The sequence below is a fragment of the Brevundimonas sp. NPDC007368 genome (assembly GCF_042869015.1).
Taxonomy (GTDB): domain Bacteria; phylum Pseudomonadota; class Alphaproteobacteria; order Caulobacterales; family Caulobacteraceae; genus Brevundimonas.
In genome coordinates, this window is the sequence record NZ_JBIAFA010000005.1 from 1 (window position 1) to 15,810 (window position 15,810).

General features: G+C 61.9%; 8 protein-coding genes. All 8 read right to left on the reverse strand.

Annotation, left to right across the window (positions count from 1 at the left end; genetic code table 11):
* Positions 1 to 232 precede the first annotated feature (232 nt).
* Genes drmC through ACFYLW_RS11510 form a run of 8 tightly spaced genes read right to left on the reverse strand, consistent with a single transcriptional unit; the run spans position 233 to position 15,766 of the window.
* A complete protein-coding gene (gene drmC, locus ACFYLW_RS11475) occupies positions 233 to 994 on the reverse strand; it encodes a DISARM system phospholipase D-like protein DrmC (protein ID WP_390183008.1) in 762 nt (253 codons plus the stop codon).
* The gene (drmB, locus tag ACFYLW_RS11480) at positions 994 to 2,835 is read right to left on the reverse strand and encodes a DrmB family protein (RefSeq protein WP_390183009.1); all 1,842 of its coding nucleotides are present in this window, start codon (positions 2,833 to 2,835) and stop codon (positions 994 to 996) included. The genes drmC and drmB overlap by 1 nt, the downstream gene beginning before the upstream one ends.
* Positions 2,832 to 6,821, reverse strand: coding sequence for a DISARM system helicase DrmA (drmA, locus tag ACFYLW_RS11485; RefSeq protein WP_390183190.1), 3,990 nt, complete (start codon positions 6,819 to 6,821; stop codon positions 2,832 to 2,834). Before drmA ends, drmB begins: the two co-directional genes overlap by 4 nt.
* Positions 6,822 to 6,823: 2 nt before the next feature.
* Positions 6,824 to 10,912 (reverse strand): Eco57I restriction-modification methylase domain-containing protein, encoded by a 4,089-nt coding sequence (locus ACFYLW_RS11490; RefSeq protein WP_390183010.1) that lies wholly within the window; start codon positions 10,910 to 10,912, stop codon positions 6,824 to 6,826.
* Positions 10,909 to 14,022 (reverse strand): DISARM system SNF2-like helicase DrmD, encoded by a 3,114-nt coding sequence (drmD, locus tag ACFYLW_RS11495; protein ID WP_390183011.1) that lies wholly within the window; start codon positions 14,020 to 14,022, stop codon positions 10,909 to 10,911. The genes ACFYLW_RS11490 and drmD overlap by 4 nt, the downstream gene beginning before the upstream one ends.
* The gene (locus tag ACFYLW_RS11500; protein ID WP_390183012.1) at positions 14,019 to 14,459 is read right to left on the reverse strand and encodes a very short patch repair endonuclease; all 441 of its coding nucleotides are present in this window, start codon (positions 14,457 to 14,459) and stop codon (positions 14,019 to 14,021) included. Before ACFYLW_RS11500 ends, drmD begins: the two co-directional genes overlap by 4 nt.
* Positions 14,431 to 15,522: a DNA cytosine methyltransferase gene (locus ACFYLW_RS11505; protein WP_390183013.1), complete on the reverse strand. Its 1,092-nt coding sequence runs from the start codon at positions 15,520 to 15,522 to the stop codon at positions 14,431 to 14,433. Before ACFYLW_RS11505 ends, ACFYLW_RS11500 begins: the two co-directional genes overlap by 29 nt.
* Positions 15,515 to 15,766, reverse strand: a complete 252-nt coding sequence (locus ACFYLW_RS11510) for a helix-turn-helix domain-containing protein (protein WP_390183014.1) — start codon at positions 15,764 to 15,766, stop codon at positions 15,515 to 15,517. Before ACFYLW_RS11510 ends, ACFYLW_RS11505 begins: the two co-directional genes overlap by 8 nt.
* Positions 15,767 to 15,810 lie beyond the last annotated feature (44 nt).

A 15,810-nucleotide genomic window follows, 5' to 3' on the forward strand; every position in this document is an offset into this window, starting at 1 on the left:
CCCTGATGGAAGCGATCAGAGCCTGAGAAGGAGGCGCTCCGCGCCTCGTCGCCACTACCGTCTCCCCGTGGCCCAACAGGTTTTTACACGGCCTCAGTCAGATCCGGCCACTCACCCCACCGCCCCTGGCCGCGCTTTGCGCATAAGGGCCATTTCCAGAAAGCGCATTTGCCGTTCCTATGCTTCGTCACTCATGGGCCGCACGGCAGAAGAACTGACTGCTTCCCGAACGCTAGACCCTTCGAATAACCTTCGTTTCGACAAGAGCGTTTAGATGCGCGCGTAGGTCCGTCGGAATGTGTCCGCCGCTGATCAGGACGCCAGCTTCCATGTTCTTCTCAAGTGCGTGACCTGTCAGGTTCGCGCTGGTCAAGAATGCTGCGTTCCCATCTGCAACAGCCACTTTCGCGTGAACTCTACCTTCGATGAACGGTGCCGGCCGGTCAGTCCAGGCATACAAGATCGCAGAGGGCACACAGCGCCGCATCGTAGCGATAGGGTCTACAGATAGGCTCCCGCCATGGCTCGTCGACGTCTCCAGAAGAACTCTTACATCCACGCCGCGGGCGGCTGCAGCAGTCAATGCGTTGACGACCGAGGAGACACTATATGCCACGAAGCTGACGAGGAAGAGGTCAGTCTGTGCGTGACCGATGAGATCTAAGAGCACCTGTGCTGTCCGACGTGTTGCGACGAAGGGTGTTGTCGGGCCAGTCCAAACTAGTTCAACACTGCTCTCCGACTGCACCTGTTGGCGAGCAAACGCAGCCCCGACCAAGATACCAGCCAGCACATCGCCTGATATTCCCGTATGCTTCCACGCCGCTATCAGACGATCAAGCGCTACGCGAGCAGCCGGCGTAGTCACGAGCTGGTGCAGCCCCCCATCTCTCTTGGTAGGCACCGAGCCACGGAGACGATCAGCAAGCGCTTCGACTCTCAACGGAGACAGCAGGGCTACGAGGTCCGTGATTGCGATCAGTATCGCTTCCATCAAACGGTCTCGAAGAATGCTGCATCGGGGTTTTCGAGAGTAGGTACGACGAGGGAGCGATCGAGATGGCGATTCCCGCGCTCACAGGAAGTCTCCGAGACGAACGAACAGGCGTGACACGCCGCACCGTGAAGCGATTGATCTTTGCTCGGATCATGTTCTGCGCAGAGGGGATCGGAGGCACAGATGTGGGCGCGGTCCAGCGCCTGGCGTAGAAGTCGGCTCAGATTCTCGGGCTTCCCGAGCTCTACCAGTCCGCCAAGGGTACCGTCGGAGTCGGCGGCAGCCGTGTAGATGAGAAATCCGGCTTGATCCTTGCCGTCCTCGACTTCTGCGTAGATCCGCTCACGAATGCTCGCGGCATTGTAACCGCACTCCAGGGCTAGTTCCCGGATCAGCATATGCGCGAGGGTGTGTAGCATGACATAGCGAACGCCCGGATAGCCTTCGTTCGGATCCAGGTTTCGCTTGTGACGCCATCCGCGGTGCCCTTGTCTAAGCCGAGCATCAAGCGCTTTCACAGCATCCTTGTCCGCCCATATTTTTAAAGTGTCGACGTCGAAGCGGATGAAAATTCCTTCACCGTGAACCTGCGTGGCAGGCACCCAGTTGGGCGCCGCGCGTGCAAGAGGTGCACGTGGAGCTGCCTGGGTGCCCGTGCCCTCATCCGGGGACTCGACCCTCGTGAACCCAAGGAGGGCATTCACCTCTCGAAGCCGTTCAAGCAACAGCACGCGTGTTATCGACGAATTGAAACCCGAGGGAACGCCGACCTTTTTGCTCATGAAATGCGGATAGTCGGTGGGCGGATTCTCAGCCGTGAGCACATCCCATTCTGGCCCTTTAAGGTCACTTTGCTCGACGGTCGATCCACCATTGCGATGGGTTTCTATTGCGGCCCAGATCTGCTCGTCGGTGAACTGCTCAATGCCGGGCAGCTGAGCTGTCTTCTTCAAGGTCCTGACGACGAACGCGACCTCGGGGGCGGAACCGACGTCTTCGAAGAAGGTCCAGCCGTCCGCGATAAGCTGCGTCAAAGGACTTCCGGTCTGCGGAATCGCGAGAACCGAGAGTGTGACAGGAAACCAGCTGTTGGTCGCGCCGAGGAGGATGGCGCGAGGCTCCTCGGTGCAATCCTCCTCGAAGCGATCCACGTGTGGATGTCGGCCTCGGCAGGCCGGCAGATTGTCTCGCCCCGCCTGACCGAAAGCCTGCGCCATGTTCTTCGATGCGCTGCAGCCGTCACACTTGACCCAAAGGTTTTCGGTTTGGAGAGAGGCACCGCTCTCAAAGAATCTCAGCGTCGCTCGACATGTGCTGGGCCCACCGTGAACGAACCAGTGCCACGCAAAGTCATCCAGATGGCCTGTACGACATGCCATGAGGAAACGGGCTGGAACCGCATCGGCATCTCTGGCCCTTTGACTGTTGCTCGATCCTCGACACCCCTCGTGAACGAAGCGCGTCGCTTCCGGGCGATACCTGTTCTCTTTCAACTTGAATAACCCTGCGTCATAGGGCGACAGCAGTCCGCATTTCACGCAACGCAGCCATCTGGGGAAAGGCTTTACGGGCACGCCGATCAGCGCCTCGGCAGAAAAGGGGTCAACGATGTCCCTTTCGCCGATAGGGGGCATACGCAACGAATCGATCTGAAGGCCGAGCACGCTCCGGACATTGGCCAGCAGGCGCGCCTCCTGGATCGGCTGACATCGATCTTTCTCCCAGCGATCGATCCCCATCGTGACCACCGACATGTTCGGGAGGTCAATCAGGGCTCCTGGACCATAGGTCCAAAGCAACTGGCTCGGTCGGATCTCTCCTACGGGTGTCCTGCTCATTGCTGATCCTCCTCGGCCTTAGCCACCCTCGGTCGCCAAGTCGGATCACTGGTCGATCGGCCATCCTCCATCACGAGCCTCACTCCAGGCTCAACCTCGCGCATCGACATCGGAACGGTCCAGTCGGTCCAAGGCTTAATGCCGGGCGCTGAGAGCAGCGGATAGGCGGTGGGACCCGCGCCATGCTTCTGGTAGACGAGCGTGCGGCCGCCGACGCCCGCTTCATTGGCCCAATCGTCAGCGCGGCTCTTCATCTCGGCTTCGGTCAGGGTCTTCTTCCCCGAGTCTTCCGTGACTTCCCAGGTGCGAGCGGCGACGGCGCCTATCGTATCCAACATCTCTTTGCGGCTCGGACTGTTCATGGCGCCAGCGCCGTCATTTGCCGCGAAGGGACCATAGGAGTGACGCATGATGGAGAGCATCGCGCCGGAGAGCCCTCGGTCCAACGCCCGTGGCGAGAACGGGGTGACGGACTGAGCCTCGACGTGCTGATAGAAGGTCGCGTGGTAATGCTCGAAGGTCTCGTAATGCGATAAGTCCCGAGGCCGCGCCCAGGTCAACACAGTGGCCACCAGTCCTGGCGGCGTTCGGCCCACACGGCTGGTCGCCTGGATGTACTCGGCCGTTCCCTTGGGTTGGCCGTTTACGACCATCACTCCGAGTCGATTCACGTCGACGCCGACCGACAGCATGTTCGTCGCGAGAACGGCATCGATCGGCCGGGCCTCCCCTGGCTTCCTGTTGGTCATCCATCTGCCTAGTGCCGGGTCGAAGGCGCCATCAAAAGGAACCTCAAGCTGATCGAGGTATCTCGGGATGTCCTGACTCGAGACGCGCGAGGTCAGTTCACTGACTTCTTCTACGCGACGCTGAGAGAGCCCCGGCCGGTCCACCAGGCTCATATCGACTCGGAAAGAACGCGTTTGGACGTCGTCTTCGGCCAGACGCTTCATCCCTCCGAGCTCTCGCAGCGAGTTGAAGTAGCCGACGAGGGTCATATAGGGGTCAGCCACAGGGCCGAACCGATCGAACAGCGCCTGAGCGGCGGTCAGGAACGCCGTGTACGTCCTGATCAGCACAGCAGGACGCGAGCTGCCGGGCGCACAGACGCCCATGTACCGCCGTCCGGGCTTGTCGCTGATCGGCCTTTGGACTGAGAAGAAGTTGTCTTCGACGTCCAGGCCCGAAGGTGGGAACACCGAGACACGGCGCATGAACACATTGCGCACCTGATCATCGGCCCGCCGCACGGTCGCGGTGGAGGCTACGACTTTGGGGCGGACCTTCGTGCCGCCCAGAGCCCAGCTGCTCAGCTCGTCGACGGCCGTTTCGTACAGACCGACCATGGTGCCCAACGGGCCGCTTATGAGATGGAACTCGTCTTGGATGATGAGGTCGGGCGGCCTTATTGCCCGGACCGGCTTCACGCTCGCGGCCGGATGCGAGCCTCTCGCTCGGTGTCCAGTGCCGCAGTCGTGGCTCGGCCAGAGCAAGCCATGGCGTCCGCACTCCTGATCGACGCGGCCGAAAAGGTTCCGCACCTCGGGGCGCCAAGCCATCATCGCAAACTTGTCGACGGTCGCGATCATCATCGTCGGCGGGCGATGATAGATTTCCTCGTCGACGACTTTCACGGGAAGCCCAGGGTGAGGCTGCCCAGTGGATTTCGCCTTCGAGAAATCGCAGCTGCCCAGCTTGTCGCCACAGTGGATCAGCGTTCGGCCAGCGATCCTGTCGACCTCGATGTCGCGACCACCGGAGATCTCCGATCCGCACCAAGGGCAGCTGGTCAGCTGTGCAGGCGATGCAATGCCTGCCTTGTTACGATCGTTGTTTCGAATGGCCTCGACAGCCTGGTGAGACGCTTCGGTCGTGCCCGGTGTCACGCGATTGCCGACCCAGAGACCGAGCGTAAACGGATCCTTGCCCCAGGTTTTGTCGTCTGCACGACGGATGACCTCCATTGCGCAGAGCAGCGTCGTCGCTCTCTGGAACTGCTGCAGGGTCAGTAGTCGCAGCGTGTAGCGCATGATGACGGCGAGACCGCGTGATGCGTCGAGGCCGCCGAGATCGTTCTTCAGTCGGCGCATGGCCATGGCGAAGGCCGCCACACCGAGATAGGCCTCAGTCTTGCCACCACCCGTCGGGAACCAGAGGAGATCGGCGAACGCCTCGACCGGCTTCGTCCGGTCCGGGTGTGTCGGATCGGCGAGCGACGGGATCGACAGGAGCAGGAACGCAAGCTGGAACGGGCGCCACGATCTGTTCTTCGGGACGTCCAAAGTGGTCACGTCGACGGCTTCGTTCCGTCTGCGCTTCAGAGCGTAGATGCTTCGGACACGCTGCATGGCCATGGATCGGTTGGCGAAGCGGAACGCCTCCAGCGCCTTCGGATCGGCGAAGAGCGTGCCCATGCCCTCTCGAAGGCGGCGCAGGATCTCCTCGCAGCGCTGAATGACGTCCTTGCCCGGATCATTGAAGCCGGTGATCCCCGACCCCAGCCGTATTTTCTGTTCGCCCATCCAAACGGCGTAATCGTCGACGAGGCACGAAAGGGCGTCGCGCAGCGCGTCCGGCGCCATCTCCGCCAGCCGCGTCATGTCGAGCCAGCCCTCGTCAACCATGCGCCGCATGGCAGGGCGGTCCCTGGGATCAAGGCCCGGCGTTTCGGTGACGGCGACTTCGTAACGCGGGATGATCTCTGTTCTGACGCGATGGGCCTTCGTAGGGTTCTCGGGCGTCGTGTCGGCGTGAACGGACACCCCGTGTCCGACCGCGAACTCCAGCCTGTTGCGATAGATGAGCGCGAGACGGTCGCGCTCCGGGTCGTCGACGACCACTTCGTTGGTGGGGCGACGCCGAAAGACCGACTTGTCCCCGTGATCTTTGGGAGCCTCAACGGTGATCTCCGGCTGGAACAGCCACGCGCGGTCCTTGTTGTCTTCGGGTTCCAACTGCCCGTTCACGAGAAACAACGTGACGAGGCGCTCCCCCTTGTTGTTCGTCCGAACCGTCCCCTGCAGTCGGACGTCCGGTTGATCGGCATCGGGAGTGGACGGCTTGATCGGCCCGTCGACGAGCGGAACCGTGATACCCCCACCACACGGGATGCGCTGCCAGACCCTGACCTTCACCTCCTCCTGGTGACCGGTCTGGCGATTCTTCCGCTTTTTGACGATGTCGTGTTCATCGTTGGGGACCCGCTCGTACCGTCCCCACCGTGCATCGACGGCCAGCTTCCCGACGTCGGGCGCCACGCAGAAGGTAAGGCCCATGCTGGAGGGAACCAGCGACTGGTTGTTCGTCGTGTCGATCTCGTCGAGCGCGTCGTCTTCGGGCTCCACTCGGCCCGAAGCACTGGCGAACTCGGCGCCGGGCTCGTGGAGTGGCGCCGTCCGCTCATCCTCGTGTTCGCCAGCCTCCTCGGCTGCCGAGGCCGGTTCGCCCCGTGCCGCCTGGTCGTCATCCGGCCGGCGCGGCGCCAGCTTGCCGACCAGATAGCGGTCGCGGACGCTCATGTCCTTGATCAGCTCATGGGGGCCACCGGCGGGGCCGAGCAGATCGTCACGTACGGCGAGTTCCAGGAGGTCGCGGGTGTAGACGACATCGTTGATCAGCGGCACTGCGTCGGGGCTAGGAACGCCGAGCGGCGGTAGGATGCGAAGGAACTCGTCCCATGGCAGTCGCCCGACCGACCCCTTTGGTGCAGTCAGGCTGAGTTTCGCAAGCGGCACCGACGGATCGACGACGTGCTGATGATCGAAATGAATCGTCGCGCCATGGAGGTCCGACCGGACACGAAGGATTCGGCCAACTCCAGAAACGTGACCGCTATCGCTCAGAACGATGACCCAGTGGCCTTTCTCCAGCGCGTCATGGCCGGTAGGTCCGTCCGCGATGCGCACGGAATAGCGAGTCGAGCCAGATGCGCTCTTGATGATCCAAGCGTTGACGGATGGCTCGATGGTCGTGGTCAAATCTGCCATGGTCAATTGCCCCCCTCAATTGTTGGAGAAAGAATATCGTCGAGGTCGAGTGTCAGCACGGATCCAGAAGTACTGCGCGATGTGCGCCCCCGCGCTTTGCCAGAGCCAACCGTCCCGCCATGCAGACCTCGGTCGACTTTTTCCTGGTATCGCTGCCGGTTTAGCTCAATGAGCTTGGCAAGCACGAGATCCCGCGTTTGCTCATCCAGGCCATGATGGCTGGAATTTGCATTTTTATCATCGGTATCGTCTTGAAAGCCATGAGCTAGGTCAAGACCGCTCCAGCCGTAGGCATCCGCCACGCCGGCGTCAATGCGTTCGAGAAGATCGCGCATCGCAACGATTTCAGTGTCACCGGAAGCAGATGAATGAACGGCGTTCATCGCGTCCGTCATGCCAGCCGAGTTTCGACGGCTCCATGAAACGAGAGTGTCCTGAAAGTCTCTGGCTGCAGCGATGGCATCTTCAGGCACATGCCCTTTTGGGAATGGGAACGTCGCAAGCGCTTCACTGACGGAGAGTGTCAGCGTGTTGTTGTCCCCTCCCAGGCTGCGAACAGAATAATTGCGCAGCCAAATTTGGAACATGGAACTCAAGCATATTGGGTGGACGTTTTTGTTGGCCTCTTCCACGAGCACGACCTTGTTCGTGTATATCCATTCCGTCGGCGCCAGAACGCAGATCGGATATTTTGCGGCCTTCGCAAACGCGATGAACTGAGGGCGGGCACGAAGCTGACGCATTTGCGCAGCGCGATGGTTCCAGAACTGCCACCACCGATCGACAAGCCCCTTGTAACTCTTGAGGGCTTTCGGGGTTCGAGTGGGCAATACGATTTCGATGAGAAACCGATAGGCGATCGGCCACTCGGTTTCGATCGTTTCCAGTGACAGGTCGGCGATGTCGAGAGCCCAACGCTCAACCCGAGTGAGTGAAGTGCTCGTGATGTCGTTGCCGGTAATGTAGGGCCGTAACAGAGAGCCGCTTTCAGAGCGAAGGCGCTCGAACCATGGATGTTCCTCGGTGAGGACGAACGCCAGCCCTTTGCTGTTGTCGACTCCCGCAAAGGCGAACAGAGTGTCGGGGAGTGCCTTTGGTTCCCATCCCCCGCCGATCTCGGGTTGGAGCCTGGGACCAATTTTCTCACATTTAATGCCGTCGCAGTTCCGAAGGCCGGTCCATCCTCCCTTCCGAAAACACGCGATAGCGATCACGGTGGAGGCGGCCCCTGGCCACGGCATACCCTTTCGGGAGAAGTAGAAGTCTCCTTCGACAGCTATACGTTCCAGCCCAACGGAAACAGCGCTGCCCTCGGCGATGTTGTTCGCCGCTAGCAGTCCATAGGTTCCGCCATGTCTCAGTAGTGCGGCCGCCCGACGATGGAAGACGACCGAGAGGTCGATCTTTCCGGGAGCTACCTCCAAGATCATCTGCACGACGCGCTGGTACGCAGCTCCGTAGGTTCCCTTCCACAATCTATTGCCAAGGAACGGCGGATTTCCGACGAAGGCGTCAAAACCAACGTTGGCGCGAAGGAAGACCTCCGGAAATTCCAGCGGCCAGTGAAAAGGACGCCCACGCTGTTCGGCGACAAAGTCACTCATGAGGTCGGACTGAGCCTGCGCCGCAAGAGTCCGACGGGCATCGACCCCACCATCCGAAGCTCGGTCGGCCGTTGTGGAGAGAGCAGCGAGACGCTTTTCTAAGTCCCCACCATTTCCCGTCGCGATTACGAGCCCGATGAAGGCGTCCGCGATCAGCTCCGACGTCGCAAGCGTCGCACTTGATTGAGCGTCGAGTGCAGCCATCGCCTCGACGTCGTGAATGTCACGGATGGGAATCTCTCGGAGGCGCGCGCGGAGTTCGAGCGCCTTGTCGACCGCTGACCGGATCGTCCGACCGAACAACCGCAACTGTGCCTTGCTCTTCGGATTCATGTCGAGCTCAACCAGTTGCCCGAGATCGTAAATGCCGAGAAGGCTATCGCCACTGCGAAGATTGTGGTCGAGGAAGCCGAAGGGCCGTCCCTTGGACATCGTCGTAAGCCAGAGCGACAACTTGGCCAGTTCGACGGCGAGCGGGTTCCGATCCACGCCATAAAGGCAACGCTCGGCGATGAGACGCCGCGCGAGGATCGCGCGCTCTTCCGGATCCTGCGACAAGGGCTCGAACCCAGCTGCATTGCTGTCGCCAAGGATGCGACCTTCGCTATCGATCCGCCTATCGCCTTTCTCAGTCACCGACCAGGCTTCGACCAAGCGATCAGAGAGCCAGCGACAGGCCTGAACGAGGAACGCGCCGGATCCCATGGCGGGGTCACAGATCTTGAGGTCGAGCAATTCCCCGGCGCTCTTCAGCTCCCAGTCCTCGGGCGCCTTGCCCTCGGCTGGCCCGCGATAGGCGACTGGCGTCAACGTCTCCTCAACGATCTTCTCGGTGAGGCTCTTTGGCGTGTAGTGCGTGCCGCTCTCTCGCCGGTCGGCGCCGAGCACGACGACAAAAGCACCCGAATGGTGGACCAGCGGATAACCCCAGGGGTCGGTCCGCAGGAGAGACGCATAGGTCAAGATACGGTCACGAAGACCGATGTCACCCCGGCAGACAGTGAGCAGTCGCGCAGCAACGCGATCATCCGACGACCGCTCAAGGGCGTTGCGAATGGCGGACTCCGAGCGTTCGCTCCGTTCCTTCAACAGCTCGGCGACTCTCGCCGCACCATCGAGGCGCGCCGACTCCATCTCGCCGAGTGTCACGCGCGGGCTCTTGGCTTTCGCGCCGCTGTCGAGTTCCAGCGTCACGTCGTCGACGCGCTTCACCGTGCGTTCGAGGAGGCCTTCATAGACGTGGCCGATCTGCTCCACGTCGAGTGCGCGGTATGACAGCGTGCGGCCTTCAAAGGTCTGGATCGCTTCCAGCAGCAGGAGAACGGTGCGGTCATCGATCGGCAGCGGTTCGGCCGGGTCGGTTCGCCAGTTCGTCCCCTTCTTACGACCTTCGAGGAAGGGATAGCGATCGGGATCGAACAGTGACCCACCGAGCGCGGGCAGCCGCAGCGTCGGATGATCGATACCGCCATACACGCCACGAAACAGGGCGAGCAGCCGAGACCAGGCGGATCTGCGACGCTCCAGGATTTCTTCAGAATCCGCCCGCAGCTGCATCCGCAGGCTGGAGATAGCGTAGAAAGAGTCGTAGCGCGGATCGCCGAGCAGCAGCAGTCCGCGTTCTTCGGCTGCCAACAAAAAGACGAGCCGCATCATGACCGTCAGCCCGGCCTCGTAGAGCTCTCGCGGATCGACGTCGCGCAAGAGCTCACGATTGCGATCCTGATCGGCGCGGTCGAGAGCTTGGACGAGCACTTCGACGGCGCGCCGGACCTGTTCTCCGAGCGCCTCCGTCACGTCGTCCTGGTGCTTCAGGGACCGCTCATAGAGCGCCGGCAGCTTGCCCTTGTCGGGCCCGAAGAGGCGGCGGATCCCCAGAAGGCTGACGAAGGCGCGGAGCGTTTCCGGTTCCTGGCCCCAGAGCCGCGCATACCAGCTCGCGAAGCCCGCTACGGCGCCAACGGGCGCGTGGACGAGCATCCAGCGCTCGCCATTGGTCACGACGCCAATGGGGCATCCCGTCGCCCGGAGCAGAGCGACCATCCGGTCGGCCGGGGTGATCGCGAGGCCATCGAAACGGCGCGTCGCTTCAAGATCGGTGTCCGGCTCGTAGACGTGGATGAGCAGGAGCGGCTCGTCGGCGTTCGTCGGATTCACGATGGCCATATCGGGCGCGACCGTGACCCTGTGTTCGGGCATCGAGACAGTCAGCTGCTCGGGCAGCGTCGCCCCGCTGCGAAGCACCGTCTCGTCCATTTCCAGTGCGGTGACCAGCACGTCGTCGATCCAGGCCGCGTGCAAGGCCGGGAGCTCAAGATCATCCATGTCGACAGCGTCGCGCCATTCTTCATAGGTGCGACGCAGCCGCGGGGCTCGGCCGGAAGGCAGAGCTTCGAGGCCTTGCGGGAAGACATCCCGCAGCACCGGCGCCGCCAGAAACGGCCCGGAGACTTCGATGAGGTTCAGCCACTCGTGATCGTTGCTCATCCGCGCTTCTCCGTCGCGAGGGATTTCGGAACCAGCAACACCACGGCCACGGGGAAGGTATGCTCGACGGCGTTGGAGTGCCGTTCCTCGATCGCGCGCAGTTCCTGCTCGCGTTCCTTCGGGATCCGGACCAGGCGTGCTTCGAGGGCCGCTCGGTCACGCTTGAGCTGAGTGCGTTCGTCCTCGGAAAAAAGAGAAAGCTGCACGGGTTGCTGCTCTGCCGCGATCTCGGCCTTCAGCGCTCGTTCGAGATCATCCAGGACTTGGCGGATGTCCTCGGCCTCATTGCGCTTTCGGGCCTCGATCATGTTCACGAGGAAGCGTAGCCGGTCTTTCGAGCGTGCATCGACGGCTGCCAGAACGGAATCACGCTGTTTGTCGAAGCGCGTCCTCAAGGCGTCGAACGTCGCGTCGGACAGGGCCGCGGGTTGCGACTCCTCCAGCCATCGTCGAACCTCCCCGACACGTTCTTCCCGCCGGAAACCGGCATCGCGCAGATAGCCGCCAGCCTCCGTGAGCTCCTCGTGCAGACGATGATGGTTCCCGCCGGTCACGACGAGCCGCGACATCACCACCACGGCCGGTCCCTCGATCCGCCCATCCGGAAGCGACCGCACGGTCACGCGGTGAAGCTTCTTTACGTCGTCACGGGCCCAGATCTCCGCCCGCAGGAGACGCAGACTCATCTGAACCAGTCGGTGGTTCAGGTGGACGAGGACGACGTCGTCACGGCCCTTGGCGACCTCGTGATCGAAGGTGATCGGGCGGACCTTCTGCGTGTAGGGGTGTTCTAGACCCTCGAGGCATCGGGACCAGGAGCCCGAGAGCGGCGGCATTCGGAAAACCGTGCCATCCGGTGAGCCAGCCAACGAAACGGGCTCCAAGTCGGTTTTGTCCGCATGACGCAACGCCGTGCGTACCGCCCGCTCGATGTGGTCGGGCACGAGCCTCTGTTCGTGCCGGGTCTCGTTCAGCCGCTCATGGAGTTTGCCCACACGTTCGCGAAGGTCGCGCTCCGCCTTCACGAAGCGGCGAGATTTCTCCATCCGGGCTTCGGCTTGTCTTGTGTCGAGATCGCGGCGGCGACCCTCGAGCAGGTCGGGCAGTTGAGGCGCGATGACAGGGTTCACGCTCCCCATGTCGGCGCGCATCGCATCCAATTTTCGAAGCGCACGCAATATATCGCTGCCATGCCCCCCCTCGGCATCCACCGGATGCCAGATGACGACCTCGCTCGCGCGTTGACCGTGACGGTCGATGCGCCCGTTCCGCTGTTCCATCACGTTCGGGTTGTACGGAATTTCGAGGTGGATCATCAGATGGCAGTGGTTCTGGAGATCGATGCCCTCGGAGGCGGCATCGGTCGCCAGCAGTATCCTCACCGGGGATTCCGAGGGGCTGGCCTGGAACGCGGCTTTCACGCGCTCACGTTCTTCCGGGTCCATGCCGCCATAGATGAGAGCCAATCGCTCGCCCCCGAAGCCGTGGGATGCGAGGATCTCCTGCATCCATTGCTGAGTGGCGCGATACTCGGTGAACAGGATCACCCGCTCGTTCGTCCACCTGTCACCGTCCTTCAGGTGGCTGGCCAGCCAATCCAGCACGGCGGTGGCCTTGGCGTCGGTTCGACGAGCCGCCTGTTGGGCCCAGGACCGTAACCGGTCGAGCATCCGGCGTTCTTCGTCGGTCGGTGGCCGGACGTGCTTGCCCGCTTCTTCGATCGCTTCAGCTTCAGCGGCATCCCGCTGTGCGTCGTCTGCGTAGTCTTCCTCGGTCTTCGCTATCGCCCGCCGAAGGATGCGGTCATCGAATTTCTTCTGACGGCGATCGCCAGCCGCCCGACCTTCGATCGTCGCGATATGCCGCTCCAGTGACGCTGCGAAGGCTGCGGGGGACGATGACAGGCGCTTGCGCAGCAACTGGTGCACGAAGTGATCGACGGCCCGCCCTCCGTCAGCACCACCTTCGCGGCTCTTGATGTATGCTTCCAGCTGTCGCCGGGCATCCCTCTCGTCTTCGCTATACTCCACCGGCAGCGCCTCGAGCCGTCGCTCGGGGTAAATTCGCTTGCCATTCGCATCGACTAGATCGCTCTTCAGCCGACGGACCATCACCCGGGCGAGCTGGGGATCACTTGGGAGGACGTTTCTCGCGAACCTCTGATCATCGAGAAGTTCGAGGAGCGCGGTGAAGGATTCAGTGTACCCGTCGTGCGGCGTGGCTGTGAGAAACAGTTTGTGCTGGAAGTGTGGCGCGGCCAGACGAACCAGACGGGTCCTGAGGCTTTCGACAGCGTAGCGGCCGACGGTCGGGGCGACGTTGTGAGCCTCGTCGATGATCAGCAGGTCGAACTTCCTGGGATGGCTGACGTGCGGGGGTAGTGCGTCCCGCAGAAGACGCAAGCCTTCACCCTGCTTGGCCCAGTCCATCGATGTGATGAGACGAGGAAAAGACGTCCATGGATTGGCGTGGAGACCTCGCTCACGGCGCAGACGCTTGACGTAGTCCGTATCGACGATCCGGAACTCGAGTCCGAACTTCTCCTGCATCTCGACGCGCCACTTTTCCTGCAACGAGGCAGGGCAGAGCACCAGGACCGTGCGGGCACGGTGACGCAGGAGCATCTCTTGAACGACGAGCCCTGCCTCGATGGTTTTCCCCAGGCCGACGTCGTCGGCGATCAGAAGATTCGTGCGCGCCATGTCGATCGCGCGCACGAGCGGATCAAGCTGATAGTCCTCGATGCTGACACCGCTGCGGAATGGCGCCTGCAGATAGCCGCGATCCGCGTTCGTCGCTGCGCCCCAAACCACCGCATCCAAGAAGGCTTGAAGCGTGGAGGAGTCATCCAGCCCGGTCATGCGCGGTAGTCCGGCCCGCTCGATCACATGCGCTCCGGGCTCCAGCTCCCAGAGGACTTCGATCTCTTCACCCAGCGCATCCTCGTCGATCGAGGCCAGCCGGACGAGATGCCGCTTAGGAAGTCCGGGGGCAACCGAACCGCCTTCGACCTCGGAGACGATCCATTGGCGGCGGCGAGTCTCGACCAACTGGCCCGGCTCAGGCGCAGTGGCGTGAGCGACCTCGGCCACTATTTCATCTGCGGTCATCGGCATAGATGGGCCCCGTTCTTTCTGCGAGCGTCGACGAGTTCGGCGATGCGGTTCGCGGCTTGGATGGCGTCTTCGTGTTCCCAGATCCGGATCGTCTCCCAACCGAGAGCAGTCAGCCGCTGATCGGTATCGGAATCCCTGGATCGATTGGTTTCGATCTTCTCTCGCCAGAAATCGGCGTTGCTCTTCGGCCAGGAAGCGTGCTCAGGGCAGCCGTGCCAAAAGCATCCGTCGACAAAAACGGCCAGTTTCGCGCTGGGGAAAACGATATCGGCGACGCGCCTGGGCTTAATCAGGAGCGGAACGTGGAGGCGATAACGCAGCCCCTTGGCATGCAGAGCATTGCGGAGGTCGATCTCCGCACGCGTGCCCTTCTGTCGCACGCGAGCCATGCGACGACTGGCGTCATGCGACGAGGGACTTACGCGCGCCATCCGCCACGGCCCCCTTCTTCTTCGCCTTCTGGACCTTGATCCCCAGATGGTCCGCGATGCTCCGGCCGATCACCTCGCCCAGAGTGACCGGAACGGCGTTTCCAATCATCCGACCCAAGGCCTTGAAATGGACTGGAGCTCCGTCGGGTAGGAAGGAATAGGACTGGGGGAAGCCCTGAAGAATTGCGCCTTCCCGCAGAGAGATGGCTCGGTCCTGCTCGGGGTGCCCGAACCGACCGTTCCCGAAGCCGTAGAACTGGGTGGTCAAGGTCGGGGCGGGCTCATCCCATACCATCCGACCATACACGCCCGGATAGGTACGACCCGTCTCACGCCGGTGGCAGTCGGCAATGAGATGTTTTGGCCAGTCCCGCCATGTTCCACCCGGTCGCGAGGCGCGAATCCGTTCGAGGTTTAGCGCCGAAAGCTTCGACGCCGCGTGCAACACATCCTCCGGATGCCCTCCTCCCTGGGCGATCGGCATGAGCTCGCCGATCGCCGCGCGAACGGTCGCTCCCCGATTAGATGCCGGAGCAATCAACTCTATGGGGCCGAGGCGGGAAGCGAGCAACACCATGCGCCGACGCCCCTGCGGCAGTCCATAGAGGGAACAATCCACTACCCCTTGGTGGACGTGGTAACCCATTCTCCGCACCGTCTCGACAAAATCGTCGAACACCGCATGCTTCGCCACTGATGGGACATTCTCCATGGTGACCACGTCGGGGCGCGTGGCTTTAATCAACCGGCCGAAATGGTACAGCAAGCTCCAACGCGGGCTTCCCACGACATCATAACGCTGAGCATAGGTCGAAAAGGGCTGACACGGGGCGCACCCTGCCAGCACTCTGATTTCGGCATCGCCGAACAACTCATCGACGCACCTTGGGGTTAGGCGCCCCACATCCTCTTTGATAAATCGCGCGGCGTTATTGGCTTCGAAGGGATGACGGCAAGCCTCATCGACATCGATGCCCGCGACGACCCTGATGCCCTCAGAGATTAGACCATGTGTGAGGCCCCCCGCCCCGCAGAAAAGGTCGACGCACGCGACATCAGTCATCAGTTCCCGCTCCGCCTGCACGCTTCCCCTTATGTAAACTGGGACCCGCCCGTTCGTCTTCCGTCTGATCGTCCGATGCTTTTCCGTGCCTCACCCAGGCATCGACTTCGTCGGTCTGGAACTTCCAAAGCCGCCCGACCTTGTGGGCGGGCATTTCTTTCTTCGTGATCCAGCCGTAAACTGTGTCTTTGCTGACCCCGAGGTGCTCGGCGATCTCTTCCACTGAGACCCAACGGTCGGACATGGGACGCCTTTTCAACAGACAAACTTGTTCAAGTTCAGCATGGC

Excerpts from the sequence above, each read along its gene's own strand:
- drmC (WP_390183008.1), bottom strand. The coding sequence starts at position 994 with ATGGAAGCGATACTGATCGCAATCACGGACCTCGTAGCCCTGCTGTCT.
- drmB (WP_390183009.1), bottom strand. The coding sequence starts at position 2,835 with ATGAGCAGGACACCCGTAGGAGAGATCCGACCGAGCCAGTTGCTTTGG.
- drmA (WP_390183190.1), bottom strand. The coding sequence starts at position 6,821 with ATGGCAGATTTGACCACGACCATCGAGCCATCCGTCAACGCTTGGATC.
- ACFYLW_RS11490 (WP_390183010.1), bottom strand. The coding sequence starts at position 10,912 with ATGAGCAACGATCACGAGTGGCTGAACCTCATCGAAGTCTCCGGGCCG.
- drmD (WP_390183011.1), bottom strand. The coding sequence starts at position 14,022 with ATGACCGCAGATGAAATAGTGGCCGAGGTCGCTCACGCCACTGCGCCT.
- ACFYLW_RS11500 (WP_390183012.1), bottom strand. The coding sequence starts at position 14,459 with ATGGCGCGCGTAAGTCCCTCGTCGCATGACGCCAGTCGTCGCATGGCT.
- ACFYLW_RS11505 (WP_390183013.1), bottom strand. The coding sequence starts at position 15,522 with ATGACTGATGTCGCGTGCGTCGACCTTTTCTGCGGGGCGGGGGGCCTC.
- ACFYLW_RS11510 (WP_390183014.1), bottom strand. The coding sequence starts at position 15,766 with ATGTCCGACCGTTGGGTCTCAGTGGAAGAGATCGCCGAGCACCTCGGG.